A 17700-nucleotide genomic window follows, 5' to 3' on the forward strand; every position below is an offset into this window, starting at 1 on the left:
CATCAGTCTATCGTCGTCGCAGCCTTGCCGCGGTAGGTCTCGATGACGACCGCGCGACGCTCGGCATCGATCGGGCTCATGCCGCGTGGGCCGACCAGATCCATGGGATTGGCAATCTGCGCCGCGAGATTGCTCTGCGAAGCGCATCCGAAATTATACCAGTTCTTGTTGCCGAAGGTATTGTCCGAAAGGTCCTCGGGCCATTGGCCGCATTGCCCGGTCATGGCGGTCACGGCGACATAGCTCAGCCGGATGGGGGCGGCGTCGCCGTTCGGGGAAGCGGCATAGCGCGTTTCCATGATCTTGCCCGATGCGACGCCCGCGCCGGAAAGCGTCGAGCGGATCTGCTTCGCCATTCGCGAGGCGGTCGCCGAATTGGCTGATCCCGATGGCGTCTGAATATTGATGACGCCTGTCGACATCGAGGCATAATTCTGGGCGAAGCCGCGGACATTGTCAGCCATCGCCATCGTCAGCCGGCTGTCGCCAGCAGAAACCGGAATATCCAGCGAATGCTCCGCCTCCGACAGGGTGATCGGGTGGCGCGTGCGATAGTCGTCGGGAATGGCGTTGGTCGTCAGCGGATCGCGCGCGCAGCCTTGCAACAGAGCGGCGGCAAGCGCCACCATGGCGACGAGACCGGCCCGTCCGGCCGGAAAAAAGGAAGAGGTTTCCTGCATGGCGTTTCCTGCCCCGACCGGGCTTGTTTTGAAGAGGGGATATCGTGCGTGTGTCGTCATTTGTAGATGAACCCCACTGATCCCTGATAGGGCGGCGCCTGAACCTGGTCCTTGCGGCCATAGACCTTGTTGACCCGGTTCATGAAATACATGGCGGCATCGTTTTCCGGGTTGAAGTTGTCATCCGGCCGGGCGATCTGGTTGCGCGCGACGGGCCGCACCAGATAGGGCGTTGCGATGATCACCAGTTCCGTTTCGTTGCGCAGGAAGTCCTTGCTGCGGAAAAGCGTGCCGAAGATCGGAATTTTCGACATGCCTGGAAGTCCGGACATGGCCTGGCGGACATTGTCCTGAACGAGACCTGCAATCACGATCGATCCGCCGGAGGGAAGCTCCACCGTCGTGGAGGTTTCACGCTTGCGCACGGACATGTAGGTCGAACCGGGAATGGTCCGCCCGAAGTTTCCGGTGACGACGTTGCCCTCGTAAGTCGGTTCGGACACATTGGTTTCGATCTTGAGACTTATTCTGCCGGGGGAAAGCACGACCGGCTTGAAGTTCAATGTGATGCCGTAGTCGACCGTTTCCACTTCGCGTTTGACGACGGCGGTATTCGTATCCTTGTCCAGCGTGACATCCTGTTCGGCGGCGATCCGGAAATCGCCACCGACATAAAACTTCGCCTGTTCGCCGGAAATTGCTGTCAGGCTCGGCTCCGCCAATGTTCGCATCACGCCCGCCTGCTCCATGGCGTTGAGATAGGAGGCAAACCGCAGCGAGCCGGAACCTATCGCACCGCTGGCGATCCGGGATGCGCCGTCGATCGCGTTCCCGAGACTGGACGGATTTCCGAATTCGAAACCATTACTGCTCGTCGAGCTGCTGATCGAGCCGTTGAAGCCGAGCTGCTTCAGAATCTGCCTGCTCACTTCGGCGACGGTGACCTTCAGCGTCACCTGGTCCTCGCCCTCGATCGTCAGCATGTTGACGATCTGCGAGACTTGCCGACGCTCCGCAAAAATCGCAGCGTCGCCGCCATTGTCGCCACCCGTCAGCGATATGTTACGGGTGGTGGCTTCACCGCCCTTGAGAAAGGCTTCCGCGAGCTGTACGGCGCGCGCAGAATCCTGCGGCGTGCGCACCGTTCCCGTCAGGACGATGTTGTCCGAAACGATTTCAACCTTGATGTCGGATTCGGGAATGAAGCGGCGAATATTGGCCTCCAGCCCGACAATATCACGCTCCACCTCGAGATCGAGGCTGACGATTTCCCGACCGCCCTCGCCGAAGATGAAAATATTGGTCTGTCCTACCGTTTTTCCGAAGAGGTAGATTCGTCTGGAGGTGCGCGTCACCGCATCGGCGAGGCTGGGGTCGGCGACGAGAATGTCATGGGCGTCCTCGGGCAGGTCGATGACCAGCGCCTTGTTGAGCCCGAGTTTCAGGCGCTTGCGGATGCCCGAGCCGCTCTCGGTGATACGCACGATGCTTGCGCTTTGCGCCTCGGCTTCGCCAATACCGATAAGGCCGGACGAATAAGGGCCGGGAATGCCTGAAAAAGCCACGCAGAACGCAAGTCCGCCCAGCATCGATGAACGCAGCTGTTGTTTGAAACGCCTTGCCATGAACCCCCCGGTCATTGTGATGCTCCTTGACCGCTCTTGACGATCGAGCCGGATTTGATCACCTGAATTTCCGGCTGCCCGGCGCCGCCGTTGAGAAGATAGCCGGCCGAAAGCGTATCGTTTTCCTGGGCGTCGGCGACGGAGCGCAACGCCAGGGTGAGGCGATCGGCCATCTGTTGTGCCACCGTTATGATCTTGGCCTGCTCCGGCGTCAGTTCCAGTGTGGCGGTCGCGCCCACCACGGCCGACGTGCCGTCTTCGCCTTCCTTGATCTGCTGGTCGATCGCCAGAACACGAACGTTGTTCAAAACATTCTCAGTCAAAAAATTGCCGTTGTCGCCCTTGCGGACCATGATCACATCGACCCGGTCATTCGGCAGCACGAAGCCGCCCGCGCCGGTCGAAACGGAAATCTCCGTCGCGACGGCACGTTTGCCGGCGGGTAAAAGCGAGGACATGATGCGGGTGCTGGAATCGACCACTTTTTCCGGCCGGATCGGTTCGCCTTCAAACAGGGGCAACCGCACGACCGCGCCGGTCAGTTCGGTGATGGCATCGGGATTTTTCACGTCGGTTATGAAACTGTCGATGACATTGCCCTGTGGCCAGGGTGTCCAGCGCACGGAGCTGTCGTTCAGACGGCTGCCGACGGGCAGGTTGACCGAGGAGACGAGTACGTTGACCGTCGGTTCTTTCTGGATGATCGTTTCCGCTTTTTCGATGACCTGCTTCGCGCCGGAAATCTGCATGGCGACAATACCGGCAAGACCGGCGGCCACCAGAGCAACGGAAAGAATGACAATGCGCGACGGTTTCATGGTCGATCCTTGAGGGAATCAGGTTTTCTCCCCTCAGGATGGCGCGCTATTGGTGTAATTATGGTTAATATTATGCTTGGATTTGTGGTTAACGGGTGTTTAACCTGCAAATTCAGCGACTGGTTCAGGAAAGACTGGCGATGGCGGCCTTTACCAGTGGTGCTTCTCCGTAGGTGACAAAACCGGCGGCGGCTATGCCGATGCCATAGGGGATCTTTTTCGCCACCATCAGGGAATCCGGAATGGGAATGCCGATGGCCATGATTTCCTGTGAGCGTGAACGCAAAAGCAGGATGCCAAGCGTCAGGATGCCGCCGAGAAAAGTGACAGCCAGCAGGAATTCTATGAGGGATATGTTGAAGCCATACCAGACGGCGGCGGCGGTCAGCAGCTTGGCATCGCCACCGCCCATCACATTGGTTGCAAAAAGTACAAAACAGGCAAGAAATACGGCGGCGGCGGCCGCGAGGCTCATCATAAAACTGTGCCAGTCCATGCCGGAAAACGGCGCGATGACGAGGAAGGACAGGAACAGGAAAACCGTTATCCTGTTGGGTATCGTCATGCTGAAAAGATCATTCAGAGCAGCAAAGGCGAGGCAAAAAGGCAATATCAGGAAAATTGCAGCGACTACCACGGCCGTCTCCTCGGGCTGCTTTTGAAAGGCAGCTACCCCATAGAAGCTATTTATAAAAAGACACGCCGCCTTTGCGGCGGCGCGTCCATGTCTCGTTCAGTAACGCTTAGTTGGTTGCGGCAGGCGCATTCGCGTTGATCCGCTGGGAAAGCGCGGTGAAGAAAGCATTGAGCCGCGTGCCAACGGCCGTGGCGCCGCCGATGATTGCAACGGAAATAAGTGCGGCGATCAGGCCATATTCAATCGCCGTGGCACCGGATTCGTCCTTGAGGAAACGAGCGAAAATCTTGGTCATGGGTCTCTCCTAACTCTTGTGTTGGTTCAGCACGCCGACAACTGTTCTCCGTTGTTCGGTTGTGTCCAAACTACAACCGAGCGATTTCCAAGCGCTTAAAAAAAACGATTAATCCAAAGTAAACGGAAGGATGAGTTTCTCTTGGTAAATAAAAGCAAAAAGTATTTCCTTCATTTTTATATTCACTGAAAAACAAATATATTCCGTGCCGCACCGTTTTTTATCGCTGGCGAAGTGTCCGCGTCAGGAAAGGGGAGTGTTCAGTTTTGAGGCGGGGTCGCGAGATGCGGAAAATACCGCTCAAGTCACGATGGTTACCATTCATATAGCGGATCTTCGCTATTTAACGCTTCATTCACTAAAACCGCGCATCCTGTGGCGTAATAAAGTGCGGGTAGTGAGCAAGGGCCAAACGCGTGTCATCCGGAAAACTGGCGAAAATTACGGTCGGCTTGTCCGTCTTCCTGTCGGGTTCGCTACAACCCGTCTTTGCCCAGGAAGACATATTGCGCGTTTCCATGAATCACGCCCGCGTCCTTCGTCTCGACCGTCCGGTCAGCAAGGTTATCGTCGGTAACTCCAAGGTTGCCGATGCCACGGTTGCCGATGCCACCACCATCGTTCTGACAGGCCGCAGTTTCGGCACGACCAACCTCGTGCTTCTCGATGAGGAAGGCAATCCAATCGTGGATGAACGCATTCTCGTCTCGATCGACGAAGGCAATACGGTTCGTGTTTTCCGTCAGACGGAACGCACCGTTCTCTCCTGTACGCCGAATTGTGAGCAGCACTCGCAAAATAGCGGCGACAAGGACACCCAGCCCTAACAAGGCACGCTCATGCCTGTCTCGCCATGCCTCATGAAGGTTGGCGGGAATTTTATCCGCCAAACAAGGATCGGGCGTTTATCTCTATCATCGATTTTCGGGAGAACCGGAAAAAACCGCAACATGCGTCCCGGCGTTGCCGGTCGGCCTGTATGTTGCTGTTTTTTCGGTTAAGTTCTTGATCTGGCTAAGATCAAAAATGGAATGGTGCCCAGAAGAGGACTCGAACCTCCACACCCTTTCGAGTACCAGCACCTGAAGCTGGCGCGTCTACCAATTCCGCCATCTGGGCGACGGAGAGCGATGTACGAGGGCAGCCGCCCGGTGTCAACAGACTTTTTGAACTTTTATGACGATCATTGATTTTAAAGGGAAAAAACTTGTCGGACGCTGTTGAAACATGTCGCCGGGTCAGCTGTCGAGCCCCTCATGCTTCGTTCTGTCGACGTGGCCGAGGTCGCGCTCCGGGTCGATGATGTCACGGATTCTCTGTTTGAGCTCCTTGGGGCCAGGAAAACCGCCATCGCGTTTGCGCTCCCATATGGTGGTTTCGTCCACGCGGATCTCGAACAGGCCGCCGGTTGCGGGGATGAGGCTGACTTCTTCCACATCTGTGGCGAAGGTCTGCAAAATCTCCTGTGCCATCCAGCCTGCGCGAAGCAGCCAGTTGCATTGCGTGCAATAGCGGATGGTTATGCGAGGCTTGGTGTCGGTCATGATCACGATTCCTTCAATATCCGGTCACGATAATGTTAACTTTAACACTCATGTTTTACCCGGTGAATGCTTGTTCTTACCATGGGGCTTTGCCAACAGATGAGCCATCGAAGTCCGAAACATGGAGATCCTATGGCCCCGTTCGACAATAATCGTCAGCGCCTTTTCGTTCCGGCGGTCGCACCGCTTTATAACGCGACTCATGATCTGGTTGAGACCATTTTGCGTGTCGCCGCCGGCCTGCTTCTCGTCACCCATGGCTTCGGCAAGATCCTCAACCCTTTCGGGGCGACGGGCATGGTGGAGAGCCTGGGCTTTTATCCGGGCGTCTTCTGGTCGCCGTTGCTCGCGGCCACCGAGTTTTTCGGCGGCATACTGGTTGCCATAGGGCTGTTCACGCGGCCAGCATCCTTTGCCGCCATGATCGTTCTTTTGGTGACAGTCTATTTTCACGGCATCGTCAAGGCGGAAGGCCTTGGGGGTGCGGAAAAATCGATTCTCTGGGCGGCGATATTCCTGTTCTTTGCCGTTCGCGGCGGTAACAGGCATTCCGTCGATGCCAAACTTTCCCGGGAATTCTGAAACCCGTCAGGGCGTTTTGTCACCTGTCGCCGCGCTGACGGTGTGATGCCTCTTGAAAATCGGTTTTGCTCGTGATGAATCTGGATTCAGTCGGTGACTTCAGCCGATTGAATCCAGTCTCGTCGCCAAGGGGCCTCATGCGCGTTGCAATTATCGAAAACATGGCGGGTACGCCGCATGGCCAACTCGGTGTCGCGCTGAAAGAAGCGGCGGCGCAAGTGCATGTCATCCGCGCCTATGCCGGAGATCCTCTTCCCGCCGACGCCCGCGATCATGATGCACTCATCGTTCTGGGCGGCGAGCAGAACGCCCTGGATGACGCGCTCTATCCGTATTTCCCCGATCTCGCGCTGCTCATGAAAGCGTTTGGAGATGCCGACAAGGCGGTGATGGGTGTTTGCCTCGGCAGCCAGTTGCTCGCGCGCGCCTATGGCGGAGAAAATATTCTTTCCGGGCCGCCGGAATTCGGCTGGCAAGACGTGTCACTCACCCAAGACGGGGTGGCGGACCCGCTTTTGGCCGGGTTGAACAGGGTATTCCCGATTTTTCAATGGCATTGCGACACATTCACGCTTCCGCCGGGGGCGACGCGGCTTGCAACCAATGATGCGACGCGCAATCAGGCCTTTCGTGTCGGGCGGGCCGTCTATGGCACGCAATTCCACTTCGAGGCTTCGGCCACCGTTGTCGAAGGCTGGTGCCGGGCGCTTCCCGCTTCCGTGGAAAAAATGGCTCCCGGCTGGCTCGAGAATGACAGCCACCAGCGCGGCATGCGCGCGCGAACGGCGGATGCGGCCGGTCTGGAAATTGCCCGCGCCTGGGTGCGGCTCGTCTGAAAAAGCGGTTTTCCGTTCCATATGGGGCCGGGCGGGTCAAAGTCGCGACCGGCTATTCTCAGGGGCGCCGAGGTGCAGGGAACATGTACAAATTCGAAGTCTATCAGGACAAGGCCGGGGAGTACCGCTTCCGTTTCAAGGCATCCAACGGGGAGACGCTGTTTTCGTCGGAAGGATACAAGGCGAAGGCGTCGGCCATTCATGCGATCGAATCGATCAAGAGAAATTCACCCGGTGCGGATACCGTTGATCTCACCGCAATGACCGCCTGAACCTCGCCGCCTGCGTGAGAACTTGAAACATGTCGCCTGCCAGGAAATGACGGGCGCATCGGCAGGTGCCGGCGTAAAGATAAGATTCAGTCTTTTTTGATAATCTTCCGTTAGCATTTGTATTTCGAGGTTTCCGGGCGGCGTCAGAGCGTCCCCGATTTGTTTTGCGTACGGGTTCTCATGCGTTCATCGGCTGTGCCAGCACTTGTTTTCGGTTGCCTTCTGCTCGGCGGCTGCACGTCCAGTTCCGGGCCGGAAAGCCTGGTGGCCGGCTTGCCCTCGAAGGAAACCACGAGTTCCGTCACGCCGTCCGCGCCGGTGCCGCACGCGAGCGTCGGCAGCCAGCCCATCACGGCCCAGCCACGGCAGGAAGTTCTGGCGTGGGGCGGGCCGGTGCCCGAAGAACCCAGAGCCTTTTCCGCCGTCACGCCTCGGGCGTCCCTGCCGCAGAATGCGCCGGAAATCCGTTTGCCGGTCCCGTCGCAGGCCGAAATGATGCGCCCGGCCGAACGCCCGATGGAGCGCCCGGTGCAATTGGCCATGGCTGCCGCTCCAGCGGCGAGTGCCGGCGCCCAGATCCGCTCCCGCATCTTCCGCTCCAGCTTCAGCGACGCCAAACCGATCAATTTCGGCCGGGTTCAGCCGCGCCATTTCCAGGTTCACGGGGTGGATGTTTCCCGCTGGCAGGCAAATATAGACTGGCCCTTGCTGCGCACCCGCGGCGCGAACTTCGCCTTCATCAAGGCAACGGATGGCGGTGACCATCTTGACCCGATGTTCCGCACCAACTGGCAGCGTTCAAAGGAAGCGGGCATTCGCCGTGGCGCCTATCACTTCTTCTATTGGTGCCGCAACGCCAGCGAACAGGCAGACTGGTTCATTCGCAACGTGCCGCGCGATCCGGACGCGCTGCCGCCGGTGATCGACGTGGAATATAACGGTGAATCCAGCTGCAAGATGCGCCATTCCCGCGAACGCGTCCTGGAGAAGATGCGCGTGTTCATGAACAAGCTGGAGCGTCATTACGGCCAGCGGCCGATCATCTATACGGCGCCCGATTTTTATAAGGACAACCTGAGCGGCGAGTTCCAGGATTATCCATTCTGGCTGCGCGCCGTCGCCCAGCATCCGTCGGTGGTCTATCCCGGCCGGAAGTGGCTGTTCTGGCAATATTCCGGCTCCGGCCTGTCACATGGCGTCGATGGCCGCATCGATCTCAATGTCTTCAACGGCAGCGAGGACGCATGGCACCGCTGGGTGGATCGCCGCTCAAGCTGACCCGGGTGGGGTCAGCGCGCGAATTTCCGGGCGCCCGCCACACACAGCACCACCACGAGCGTCACGGCGATCATCGCCGGGCTTACCTCCTCGTGCAGCAGGGTCGCAGCAAGCACCAGTCCAAAGAAGGGCTGTAGCAATTGCAGCTGTCCCACCGCTGCGATCCCGCCGAGCGCCAGCCCCCGATACCAGAAGATGAAGCCGATCAGCATGCTGAACAGCGAGACATAGGCAAGGCCGCCCCAGGCCTGCAGATCGATGCCGGCAAAGGTTTCAGGCCCGGTGAAAAAGGCGAGCGGCAGCATCACCGGCAGCGAAAGAACAAGCGCCCAGGAAATGACCTGCCAGCCGCCCAGCTTGCGCGAAAGGGCGGCGCCTTCCGCATAACCCAACCCGCAGACGATGATTGCGCCCAGCATCAGGAGATCGCCGGCAAACGAGGCCCCGAGCCCGGCTGCAAGCGAGTTCGACAGGGAAAAACCGGCGACCAGAGCGCTGCCCAGACAGGAAAAGAGCCAGAAGGCGGGGCGCGGGCGTTCGCCGCCGCGCAGCACCGCAAAAATTGCGGTTGCCAGCGGCAGCAGCCCGACAAAGACGATGGAATGCGCGGAGGTGACATGCCGCAGCGCCAGCGCCGTCAACAGCGGAAAGCCCACCACGACGCCAAGCGAGACGATGAAAAGTGATGTCAGCTCATCGCGCGCCGGGCGTCTTTGCCTGAACAGAATGAGCAGCGCGAGCGCCAACAGGCCGGCAATGCTGGCACGGGCAAGCGTGAGGAACACCGGATCGAAACCCGTCACCGCAACGCGTGTGGCCGGCAGCGAGCCGCTGAATATCACCACGCCTGTCAGACCGCTCAACCAGCCGCTTGTCGTCTTGTCCATTCTCGTCTCCTGCATTTTGTTTTTCTTGGTCCGGAATGGCTGGCGGGAACAGCGACAGTCATATACAATTTCAAGAAACTGTTATGGTTGTTTATCCGGTACGGATGGAGAGTGATTTGAACGGGCAGGTTTTTCCCATCACACGCATGGAACCCGGCACCCGCATTGAAAAGGTAATGGCCAGCATTCGCCTGCGCATCGCTTCCCGCAGCCTTGTTCCCGGCGCACGGTTGCCCTCGGTCCGGGCGTTGGCGAAGACCATGCAGCTCTCCACCTCCACCGTCGTCGAAGCTTATGACCGTCTGGTGGCCGATGGCACGATAAGCTCGCGTCCGGGTTCCGGATTTTTTGTGGCGGGTCCGCTTGCGCCGCTGTCGCTGGCCGATATCGAGCCACGGCTCGACAGGGCGGTGGATCCCCTCTGGGTGTCGCGGCAGGCGCTGGATGAAGGCACGGTGCTTGCCAAGCCCGGTTGCGGCTGGCTTCCCGCATCGTGGATGCCAGAAGAGGCGCTGCGGCGGGCGACACGCGCTCTTGCCCGGGCGGATGCTGCCTTGCTGACGGATTATGCGAGCCCCATGGGGTTGCTGCCGCTGCGCCAGCTTCTGTCACGCAGGCTCGCCGAACATGGGGTGCAGGCGGGTGCCGCCCAGATCATGCTCACCGATTCCGGCACGCAGGCGATTGATCTTCTCTGCCGTTTCCTGTTGCAGCCGGGGGATGCGGTGATTGTCGACGATCCGTGTTATTTCAATTTCCATGCGCTGCTGCGCGCGCACCGCGTCAAGGTCGTCGGTGTGCCCTACACGCCGACCGGACCGGACCTGCCGCTTTTCGAGCAGGCGCTGAAAGAGCACCAGCCGCGACTTTATATCACCAATTCGGCGATCCATAATCCCACCGGCGCAAGGCTATCGGCCGTGACCGCCCATCGCCTGCTGATGCTGGCCGAACAGGCGGGGCTGACCGTCATCGAGGATGATATCTTTGCGGATTTCGAAACGCAGGCTGCGCCGCGGCTGGCCGCTTTCGATGGTCTGAACCGCGTCGTCCAGATCGGCAGCTTTTCAAAAACCCTGTCCGCTTCCGTGCGGTGCGGTTTCATTGCTGCCCCTCCCGCATGGGTGGAAGCTCTGACCGATCTCAAGATCGCCACCGCTTTTGGCGGGGCGCATTTTTCCGCGGCGCTCGTTTTGTCGCTATTGACGGATGGCAGTTACCGCAAGCACGTTGAGGCGCTCCGGCAGCGTCTCGCAGCGACGATGCCGGAGGTTGCGGCGCGTCTGAGGTCGATTGGATGTGCGCCATGGATCGAGCCGCAGGCGGGCATGTTCTTATGGTGCCGCCTGCCGGACGGAGTTGATGCCGCCGATGTGGCGCGCCGGGCGCTGTTGCGGCAGGTGGTTCTGGCGCCCGGCAATGTTTTCAGTTCCGCCCGGAACGCATCGGGTTTCATGCGTTTCAACGTGTCGCAAATGGTTGGTCCGCAAGTCATGACGGTGCTTGCGGATGCCTTTCGACCCGGGGAGGATGGCTGACCGTCCTGAGCCTCCTGGACGAAATCGGAACAAAATCGCGTGAACGCCGTTTTCTCCGCAGAGTGAAGAGGAGGAATACCATGACATTCGATCCCAACAACCCGCGCCCGGACCGCGATCTTCGTCCGGAGGTGAATATCGGCAATGAACCCCGTGCACGCACATCGTCGTCCTGGGTGCCGTGGCTGGCGATCATCGTTGTTGTTCTGGTGGGCGTTTTCGCCTGGTCGCAGATGAGCGGCCCGACCACCGATCCGGCAACGACATCCTCCACCACGCCGCCCGCGGCAACGGATCAGGCGCCGGCGCCGATGACACCGACCGTTCCGGCAACGCCGCCTGCCAACAATGCAGCCCCGGCAAGCCCGAATACGGGCGGCACCCAGACCCAGCCGTAACGGATGACCCGATGCCTCAAAACCGTCTGCCTCCGGGCAGGCGGTTTTTTCGTGGGCGCAGCCGTCCTCCTTTTGCCCTTAGAGATGCTCCATCGCGGAGGGATTGTTGGACACCATGGACCAGCGGGCGATCGATTCTTCCGCTAGTGCCGCAAGTGTTATGCTTCCGAAGCGGGACAGGAGAATGGCTTCCGCCTCGTGCATGGCATCGTAAAGAGCCTCATTGACAGCTTGCTCGATGACGCAGTTCGGGTTGTCACCCGCCAGCCCGATCGAAAACAGTTCGGGCGTGCCGAGCGCCCGGTAAATATCGAGCAACGTGATTTCGCCGAGCGGCCGCGCCAGGACCCATCCGCCGCCATGGCCTTTTTCGGACGAGACATAACCATGCTCCCGCAGGCCCGCCATTGTTCTGCGCACCACCACCGGGTTGGTCTGCAGCATGGCCGCGATGCTTTCGGACGTTGCCGCCCCTTCGTGTTTTTCCATATGGATCAGAATATGCAGCACCCTTGAAAGGCGCGTGTCGTGTCTCATCGCTCAGCCCGTCTGTTTTTGGCGACGCTATCAGTTTCGAGATGACGTAACAATATAAGTTGCGTGACCCTTGACTCGAAAAATCACGTAACAATATAAGTATCATGAAAATGGACGGGCGCTTTCCGCCCGGTCTCGAAGGGCAGGTGCTTCATGAAATTCGACGTCATCATCATCGGCGGCAGCTACGCCGGTCTTTCCGCCGCCTTGCAGCTTGGCCGCGCCAGAAAAAACGTTCTCGTGGTGGATGCCAGTGAACGCAGAAATCGTTTTGCCAGCCATTCCCAGGGCTTTCTCGGCCAGGATGGCAAGGCGCCGGGCGAGATCGTCGCCGAAGCGCGCCGGCAGATCGCGCGTTACGCAACGATAGAGTGGGCGAAGGGCAGGGTGACCGATGCCGAAGGGGCTTTTGGCGATTTCGTCATCGAGATAGACGGTCGCCGCCGCGAAAGTGCAGCCCGGCTCATCCTTGCCATGGGCGTTACCGATGAACTGCCGGACATAATCGGGCTGAAAGAGCGCTGGGGTTCTTCAGTCTTTCATTGCCCCTATTGCCATGGCTACGAATTGAACCAGCAAAAAATCGGCGTCATTGCGGCGTCGCCCTTGGCGATCCACCATGCCCTTATGCTGCCCGACTGGGGTGAGACGACCTTCTTTACCAATGGTGCCTTCGTGCCGGATGAGGATCAGGCAGCACTTCTGTCCGCCCGCCGCGTTCGGGTGGAAAAAGACCGTATTGCGGAAATTGCCGGACATGCGGATGTCGTTCTGGCCGACGGCCGCCATATCGCGTTGGCCGGTCTTTTCACCCAGCCGAAATTGCGGATCGCTGCGCACTGGGTCGGAAAACTCGGCTGCGCCATGGAGGAGGGACCCATGGGGGCGAGCATTGTGACTGACGCGATGAAGCAGACGAGCGCGCGCGGCATCTTCGCCTGTGGTGATGTGGCAAGACCCGCCGGCTCTGTCGCCCTTGCGGTGGGCGACGGCGCCATGGCGGGGGCTGCGGCTCACCGGTCGATCCTGTTTCCGGAATGATCAGCACGAGATAAGGGTCAGCCAGCGCCCGGGAGGCATGCCGAAGGCATTCTTGAAATGCCGGGTGAAATGCGCCTGATCGGCAAACCCGCAGGCAAAGGCCGTTTCAGCAAGGCTGGCGCCGGCCCGCATCATCTCCTTGCATTTTTGCAGCCGCCGCATGATGAGATAACGATGCGGGCTGGTTCCCAATAGGCTGCGGAAATGCCGGAAGAGCGTGAAGCGGTCGAGCCCGCTTATTCGCTCAAGTTCCTCTGAAGCGACAGCGTCGGTACTGTTTTCCAGCAGATAGTCCCGACACCGCAGGATGGCGGCCCGGTCAATCCGCTTGATGGTTCTGGTGCTATTGTTCGCATGTTTGGAAAGCAGATCCGCCAGCCGCGATTGCCAGTCAGTCAGGAGCAGATTGTCCGGCTGGATTTCAAGATTGCCGAGCGCTTCGATCAGACATTGCTTAAACGCATCGTCCTCGATGACGGGATTTCTGGCAAAGGGGAGCGTCTGATATCCCGCCTGCGCCATTTTTTCAGGCGGAAGATAAAGCATGCGATAGCGCAGGCCTTCATCCGTACCTGCGCCGCCATCGTGAACTTCGTCGGGATGCAGCACGATGACATTTCCCGGCAGGCTGAAATGCGAGGTGCCGCGATAGGAAAAGGTCTGGACGCCGGAAAGCGTGACGCCCAGCGCGTAGGTATCATGGCGGTGCGGCGCATAGGCGTTGCCACGAAAACGCGCTTCTATGCGTTCGATGCCGTCGCTCGCCGGGGCCTGCACGATCCCCTCGAATTTGCACGAACGTTCAAGATCGCTGGTGTGCAAAGCCTTTAGGATCGCGTCTCTTTCGTAACCACAGCCAGATTGAGTTCGCATGTTTGATACCAAGATCGCCGTCATCCTTCGTGATGACCTTGCCGTATGGCAAAAACTGAACGTTACCGCATTTCTCATGTCGGGGATCGTTGCCCAGACCGGAGAGATCATCGGGGAACCATACCGCGATGGTGCGGGCAACGTCTATAATCCCCTGTCCATCCAGCCGGTGGTCGTCATGGCCACGGATCAGGAGGCGCTACGCAAAATTCATCTGCGATCCCTCGAGCGCAATGTCACGACATCGCTCTATATCGAGGAAATGTTCTCTACCGGCCATGATGTCGCCAACCGTCAGGTGTTCTCGGAATTTTCTCCGGACAATGCCAGGGTGGTCGGCATGGCGCTGAGGGCCGACAAGAAGATCGTCGACAAGATCACCAAGGGTGCGAAGCTGCACGCTTGAGGATGGCCTTCAAACACAAAAGGGAGGCTGTGAGCCTCCCTCCAATAGCCATGGCAATATGATTTGCCGCTTATTCGTCGTTCATCTTCAGGGCGGCGATGAAGGCTTCCTGCGGAATTTCCACCTTGCCGAACTGGCGCATGCGCTTCTTGCCTTCCTTCTGCTTGTCCAGAAGCTTGCGTTTGCGCGTTGCGTCGCCGCCGTAACACTTCGCCGTCACGTCCTTGCGCAGGGCGCGCACGGTCTCGCGGGCAATGACCTTGCCGCCAATGGCCGCCTGGATCGGGATCTGGAACATGTGCGGCGGAATGAGTTCCTTCAGCTTTTCGCACATGCCGCGCCCGCGCCGGTCTGCCGCCGAGCGGTGCACCAGCATGGACAGCGCATCGACGGGATCGCCATTGACGAGGATCGACATCTTGACGAGATCGCCCGCACGGTAATCGATGATGTTGTAATCGAACGAGGCGTAACCCTTGGAGATGGATTTCAGCCGGTCGTAGAAATCGAACACCACTTCGTTGAGCGGCAGTTCATAGGTGATCATCGCACGGTTGCCGACATAGGTCAGCTCCGTCTGCAGGCCGCGCCGGTCCTGACAGAGTTTCAGGATGCCACCGAGATATTCGTCCGGCGTCATGATCGTCGCCTTGATCCACGGCTCGCGGATTTCCTTGATCTTCACGACATCAGGCATGTCTGCCGGGTTGTGAAGTTCCTTTTCCGTGCCATCGGTCAACGTCATTTCATAAACGACCGAAGGTGCCGTGGCGACGAGATCGAGATTGAACTCGCGCTCGAGGCGCTCCTGAATGATTTCGAGGTGCAGCAGGCCGAGGAAGCCGCAGCGGAAACCGAAACCGAGGGCGGCAGACGATTCCATTTCGAAGGAGAAGGAGGCGTCGTTGAGGCGAAGCTTGCCCACTGCCGCGCGCAGGTCTTCGAAGTCGGCCGCATCGACCGGGAAGAGGCCGCAGAACACCACGGGCTGCGCGGGCTTGAAGCCGGGCAGGGCCTGCGCCGTCGGACGCTTGTCGTCGGTGATCGTATCGCCGACGCGGGTATCGGCGACTTCCTTGATCGAGGCGGTGATGAAGCCGATCTCGCCGGGGCCGAGGCTGTCGACATTGACCATCTTCGGGGTCAGCACGCCGACGCGCTCGATGCCGTATTTCGCGCCAGAACCCATCATGCGGATCTGCTGGCCCTTACTCAGCACGCCGTCGATGACACGCACCAGAACCATGACGCCGAGATAGGTATCATACCAGCTGTCGACCAGCAGTGCCTTCAGCGGCCCGTTTTCGCCGACCTCGCTCTTCGGCGGCGGCAGACGGTTGACGATGGCTTCCAGCACATCGGGAATGCCAAGACCGGTCTTGGCCGAGATCATCACGGCATCGGAGGCGTCGATGCCGATCACCTCTTCGATCTGTTCCTTGATGCGGTCGGGTTCGGCCGCCGGCAGATCGATCTTGTTGAGCACCGTCACCAGCTCGTGATCATTGTCGATCGCCTGATAAACGTTGGCGAGCGTCTGCGCTTCCACACCCTGTGATGCGTCGACCACCAGCAACGAGCCTTCGCAGGCCGAAAGCGAACGGGACACTTCATAGGCGAAGTCGACGTGGCCGGGCGTGTCGATGAGGTTCAGCACATAGGTCTCGCCATTATTCGCCTTGTAGTGCAGGCGCACCGTCTGGGCCTTGATGGTGATGCCGCGCTCGCGCTCGATATCCATCGAATCGAGAACCTGTTCCGACATGTCGCGTTCGGCAAGGCCGCCCGTCGACTGGATCAACCGGTCGGCCAGCGTCGATTTGCCGTGATCGATGTGGGCAACGATCGAGAAGTTGCGGATATGGTCCAGGGGCGTGCGGGTCGAATTTGTGCTCATGTCCCGCGCTATAGCAGGGGCTTCTCATGCCGCAAAGCGGGAATTTGGTTAAAAGCCCTTTAAAATGGGCTTTTCAGATCGCAAATTGCTCCGGCCAGTCGCGGCGGGTGGCCACTTGTCCTTCAGTCCTGAGCCTTGCGACAGTGGCAAGATCGATATCGGCGATCAGCAGCGTGCTTTGCGTCACCGCATCGCTTTCACTTTCCGCTATGATGCCGGATGCCGGCATGCCGTAGTCGGACGGCACGTAAAGGGCAGCGCGGCCGCGATTTTCATCGACGGCGGGCGACCATGGGGCTTCGCCTGCGGTGGGGGAGGAGAGGACGGCATATTGATTTTCCAGCGCCCGCGCCTGCGCGCCGATGCGCACCCGGTAAGCACCGGCCAGCGTGTCGGTACAGCTGGGAGCGAGCACCAGTTCCGCGCCGAGCTCCGCCAGCCTGCGGCCGAGCATCGGAAACTCGTTGTCGTAACAGATGAGAATGCCGAGCCTGCCGATGCCCGTCTCGAAGGCCCTCAAACCCTCGATACCGGCATGGATATTCCATTGCTCGCGCTCGAAGCGGGTCATGATCTGCTTGTCCTGATAACCGATCAAGCCGTCCGGCCCGAACAGCCACGCCCGGTTGCGAAACTTGCCGTCCGGGTCCTTCACCGGCGCGCTGCCCGGCTGGAACAGGATCTGATGTTGCCGCGCGAGTTCTTCACCAAGTTCCACCCAGGAAGGGATGAGCGGCTGTATCTCTTCGATGGAACGGTGCAGATCGGAACGAATATCCGACGGCAGCTGCCCGGCCAGCACCATGGCCGAATATTCCGGCAGAAGCAGCAGTTCCGCGCCCTTTGCTTTCGCCTCGCGCACGATGGCCGCAAGATGCGCCGCATAGGCTTCCCATGTCTCGATCAGTTCGATGGCATATTGGCTGGCGGCCACTCGGGTCATCTGTTTTCGTCTCCTGTGGCGATGGTCTTCATCCAGAACGACAGCGGCTTCGGGCTTTCAGTACTCTCGTCGATATCCTGCCAGATAAAGCTGGTCCGCAGTTCGGGGCGGTGGCGATAGCCCCGCTTTTCCCAGAAGGCATTCAACGGCACGTAATCCGCAGGCCGGCGCGGGTGGTCGGCGGGCCGCTCGACGGCGCAGAAGGTGCACCGGTCGAAGCCCAGACGTTTGGCATGGGCCTCGCGTTCCTCAAAGAACCGCACGCCGACGCCGTGACCGCGATAGTCCGGCAACAGCACGCTTTCGCCGAAATAAAACAGCTGCGAAGGATCGTAATCCGCCGCCAGGAAAGGCGATTTCACCTCATCGGTTTCCGCCGCCATGGGCATGCCGGTGGACATGCCGACAACCTGCGCGCCATCGAGCGCCAGCACGAAAACCGCGCCTTGCGTATCGGCATAGGTGGCCAGATATTTGCGCTCATATTCCACCGAACCATCATAGAGATAGGGGAAGGCGCGGAACACAGTGATCCGCAGCCGCGCGAGATCATCGAAATAGGGGGCGGCGTCAATGCCGGAAAGAGACTTGATTTCGACGGTCATGGGCATTT

21 protein-coding genes and 1 tRNA gene are annotated in these 17700 nt (G+C 59.4%); 9 read left to right on the top strand and 13 right to left on the bottom strand.

Going from position 1 to position 17700, the window contains the following annotated elements; genetic code table 11:
- Positions 1 to 2 precede the first annotated feature (2 nt).
- From ACI2KA_RS03200 to ACI2KA_RS03220, 5 genes are all read right to left on the bottom strand, one after another.
- The gene (locus tag ACI2KA_RS03200; protein ID WP_404499162.1) at positions 3 to 680 is read right to left on the bottom strand and encodes a CpaD family pilus assembly protein; all 678 of its coding nucleotides are present in this window, start codon (positions 678 to 680) and stop codon (positions 3 to 5) included.
- A gap of 56 nt (positions 681 to 736) precedes the next feature.
- The gene (locus ACI2KA_RS03205; RefSeq protein ID WP_404499164.1) at positions 737 to 2320 is read right to left on the bottom strand and encodes a type II and III secretion system protein family protein; all 1584 of its coding nucleotides are present in this window, start codon (positions 2318 to 2320) and stop codon (positions 737 to 739) included.
- Positions 2317 to 3123 carry a Flp pilus assembly protein CpaB gene (gene cpaB, locus ACI2KA_RS03210; RefSeq protein ID WP_404499166.1) on the bottom strand — a complete coding sequence of 269 codons (807 nt, stop codon included), beginning with the start codon at positions 3121 to 3123 and terminating at the stop codon, positions 2317 to 2319. Before cpaB ends, ACI2KA_RS03205 begins: the two co-directional genes overlap by 4 nt.
- Positions 3124 to 3247: 124 nt before the next feature.
- Positions 3248 to 3760, bottom strand: a complete 513-nt coding sequence (locus tag ACI2KA_RS03215) for a prepilin peptidase (protein WP_404499168.1) — start codon at positions 3758 to 3760, stop codon at positions 3248 to 3250.
- Between the two features lie 106 nt (positions 3761 to 3866).
- Positions 3867 to 4055, bottom strand: a complete 189-nt coding sequence (locus ACI2KA_RS03220) for a Flp family type IVb pilin (protein ID WP_154961362.1) — start codon at positions 4053 to 4055, stop codon at positions 3867 to 3869.
- Positions 4056 to 4471: 416 nt separating this feature from the next.
- Here ACI2KA_RS03220 and ACI2KA_RS03225 point away from each other — a divergent pair, with 416 nt between their 5' ends.
- On the top strand, positions 4472 to 4882 hold the full coding sequence (locus ACI2KA_RS03225) for a pilus assembly protein N-terminal domain-containing protein (RefSeq protein WP_404499170.1): 411 nt from the start codon (positions 4472 to 4474) through the stop codon (positions 4880 to 4882).
- 205 nt (positions 4883 to 5087) lie between these two features.
- On the opposite strand, the gene ACI2KA_RS03230 is transcribed toward ACI2KA_RS03225, so the two are convergent.
- Together ACI2KA_RS03230 and ACI2KA_RS03235 are read right to left on the bottom strand one after the other, a co-directional pair.
- Positions 5088 to 5174 (bottom strand) — tRNA-Leu (locus ACI2KA_RS03230).
- 119 nt (positions 5175 to 5293) lie between these two features.
- On the bottom strand, positions 5294 to 5599 hold the full coding sequence (locus tag ACI2KA_RS03235) for a SelT/SelW/SelH family protein (protein WP_404499172.1): 306 nt from the start codon (positions 5597 to 5599) through the stop codon (positions 5294 to 5296).
- Between the two features lie 132 nt (positions 5600 to 5731).
- Between ACI2KA_RS03235 and ACI2KA_RS03240 the strand changes: the two genes are divergently transcribed.
- The 4 genes from ACI2KA_RS03240 to ACI2KA_RS03255 all read left to right on the top strand — a co-directional run bounded on the left by ACI2KA_RS03240 (position 5732) and on the right by ACI2KA_RS03255 (position 8567).
- Positions 5732 to 6181, top strand: a complete 450-nt coding sequence (locus ACI2KA_RS03240) for a DoxX family protein (RefSeq protein WP_404499174.1) — start codon at positions 5732 to 5734, stop codon at positions 6179 to 6181.
- A gap of 137 nt (positions 6182 to 6318) precedes the next feature.
- Entirely contained in the window at positions 6319 to 7017 is a 699-nt protein-coding gene (locus tag ACI2KA_RS03245) for a type 1 glutamine amidotransferase (RefSeq protein ID WP_404499176.1), read from the top strand.
- An 83-nt stretch (positions 7018 to 7100) separates the two neighbouring features.
- Positions 7101 to 7289, top strand: a complete 189-nt coding sequence (locus ACI2KA_RS03250; protein WP_404499178.1) for a YegP family protein — start codon at positions 7101 to 7103, stop codon at positions 7287 to 7289.
- Positions 7290 to 7469: 180 nt separating this feature from the next.
- A complete protein-coding gene (locus tag ACI2KA_RS03255; RefSeq protein WP_404499179.1) occupies positions 7470 to 8567 on the top strand; it encodes a GH25 family lysozyme in 1098 nt (365 codons plus the stop codon).
- 11 nt (positions 8568 to 8578) lie between these two features.
- Here ACI2KA_RS03255 and ACI2KA_RS03260 read toward each other — a convergent pair whose 3' ends face one another.
- Positions 8579 to 9454, bottom strand: coding sequence for a DMT family transporter (locus tag ACI2KA_RS03260; RefSeq protein WP_404499181.1), 876 nt, complete (start codon positions 9452 to 9454; stop codon positions 8579 to 8581).
- Between the two features lie 146 nt (positions 9455 to 9600).
- Here ACI2KA_RS03260 and ACI2KA_RS03265 point away from each other — a divergent pair, with 146 nt between their 5' ends.
- Both ACI2KA_RS03265 and ACI2KA_RS03270 read left to right on the top strand, forming a co-directional pair.
- Entirely contained in the window at positions 9601 to 10992 is a 1392-nt protein-coding gene (locus ACI2KA_RS03265; RefSeq protein WP_404499718.1) for a PLP-dependent aminotransferase family protein, read from the top strand.
- 80 nt (positions 10993 to 11072) lie between these two features.
- Complete coding sequence (locus ACI2KA_RS03270) at positions 11073 to 11390, top strand: hypothetical protein (protein ID WP_404499183.1); 318 nt, start codon at positions 11073 to 11075, stop codon at positions 11388 to 11390.
- A 78-nt stretch (positions 11391 to 11468) separates the two neighbouring features.
- Here the strand turns inward: ACI2KA_RS03270 and ACI2KA_RS03275 are convergent, their stop codons facing one another.
- On the bottom strand, positions 11469 to 11927 hold the full coding sequence (locus tag ACI2KA_RS03275) for an Rrf2 family transcriptional regulator (protein WP_404499185.1): 459 nt from the start codon (positions 11925 to 11927) through the stop codon (positions 11469 to 11471).
- A gap of 153 nt (positions 11928 to 12080) precedes the next feature.
- Here ACI2KA_RS03275 and ACI2KA_RS03280 point away from each other — a divergent pair, with 153 nt between their 5' ends.
- Positions 12081 to 12968: an NAD(P)/FAD-dependent oxidoreductase gene (locus tag ACI2KA_RS03280; protein ID WP_404499187.1), complete on the top strand. Its 888-nt coding sequence runs from the start codon at positions 12081 to 12083 to the stop codon at positions 12966 to 12968.
- On the opposite strand, the gene ACI2KA_RS03285 is transcribed toward ACI2KA_RS03280, so the two are convergent.
- Positions 12969 to 13745 (bottom strand): AraC family transcriptional regulator, encoded by a 777-nt coding sequence (locus ACI2KA_RS03285; protein WP_404499719.1) that lies wholly within the window; start codon positions 13743 to 13745, stop codon positions 12969 to 12971.
- A 94-nt stretch (positions 13746 to 13839) separates the two neighbouring features.
- On the opposite strand from ACI2KA_RS03285, the gene ACI2KA_RS03290 reads away from it, so the two are divergent.
- Positions 13840 to 14247: a DUF2000 family protein gene (locus ACI2KA_RS03290; RefSeq protein WP_404499189.1), complete on the top strand. Its 408-nt coding sequence runs from the start codon at positions 13840 to 13842 to the stop codon at positions 14245 to 14247.
- A 70-nt stretch (positions 14248 to 14317) separates the two neighbouring features.
- Here ACI2KA_RS03290 and lepA read toward each other — a convergent pair whose 3' ends face one another.
- The 3 genes from lepA to ACI2KA_RS03305 form a co-directional block, all read right to left on the bottom strand.
- Positions 14318 to 16156, bottom strand: coding sequence for a translation elongation factor 4 (lepA, locus tag ACI2KA_RS03295; RefSeq protein WP_404499721.1), 1839 nt, complete (start codon positions 16154 to 16156; stop codon positions 14318 to 14320).
- A gap of 61 nt (positions 16157 to 16217) precedes the next feature.
- Positions 16218 to 17087 (bottom strand): carbon-nitrogen hydrolase family protein, encoded by an 870-nt coding sequence (locus ACI2KA_RS03300; protein WP_404499191.1) that lies wholly within the window; start codon positions 17085 to 17087, stop codon positions 16218 to 16220.
- A complete protein-coding gene (locus tag ACI2KA_RS03305) occupies positions 17084 to 17692 on the bottom strand; it encodes a GNAT family N-acetyltransferase (protein ID WP_404499193.1) in 609 nt (202 codons plus the stop codon). Before ACI2KA_RS03305 ends, ACI2KA_RS03300 begins: the two co-directional genes overlap by 4 nt.
- Positions 17693 to 17700: the final 8 nt, after the last annotated feature.

The organism is Agrobacterium sp. NPDC089420 (genome assembly GCF_044900305.1).
Lineage (GTDB): Bacteria > Pseudomonadota > Alphaproteobacteria > Rhizobiales > Rhizobiaceae > Agrobacterium.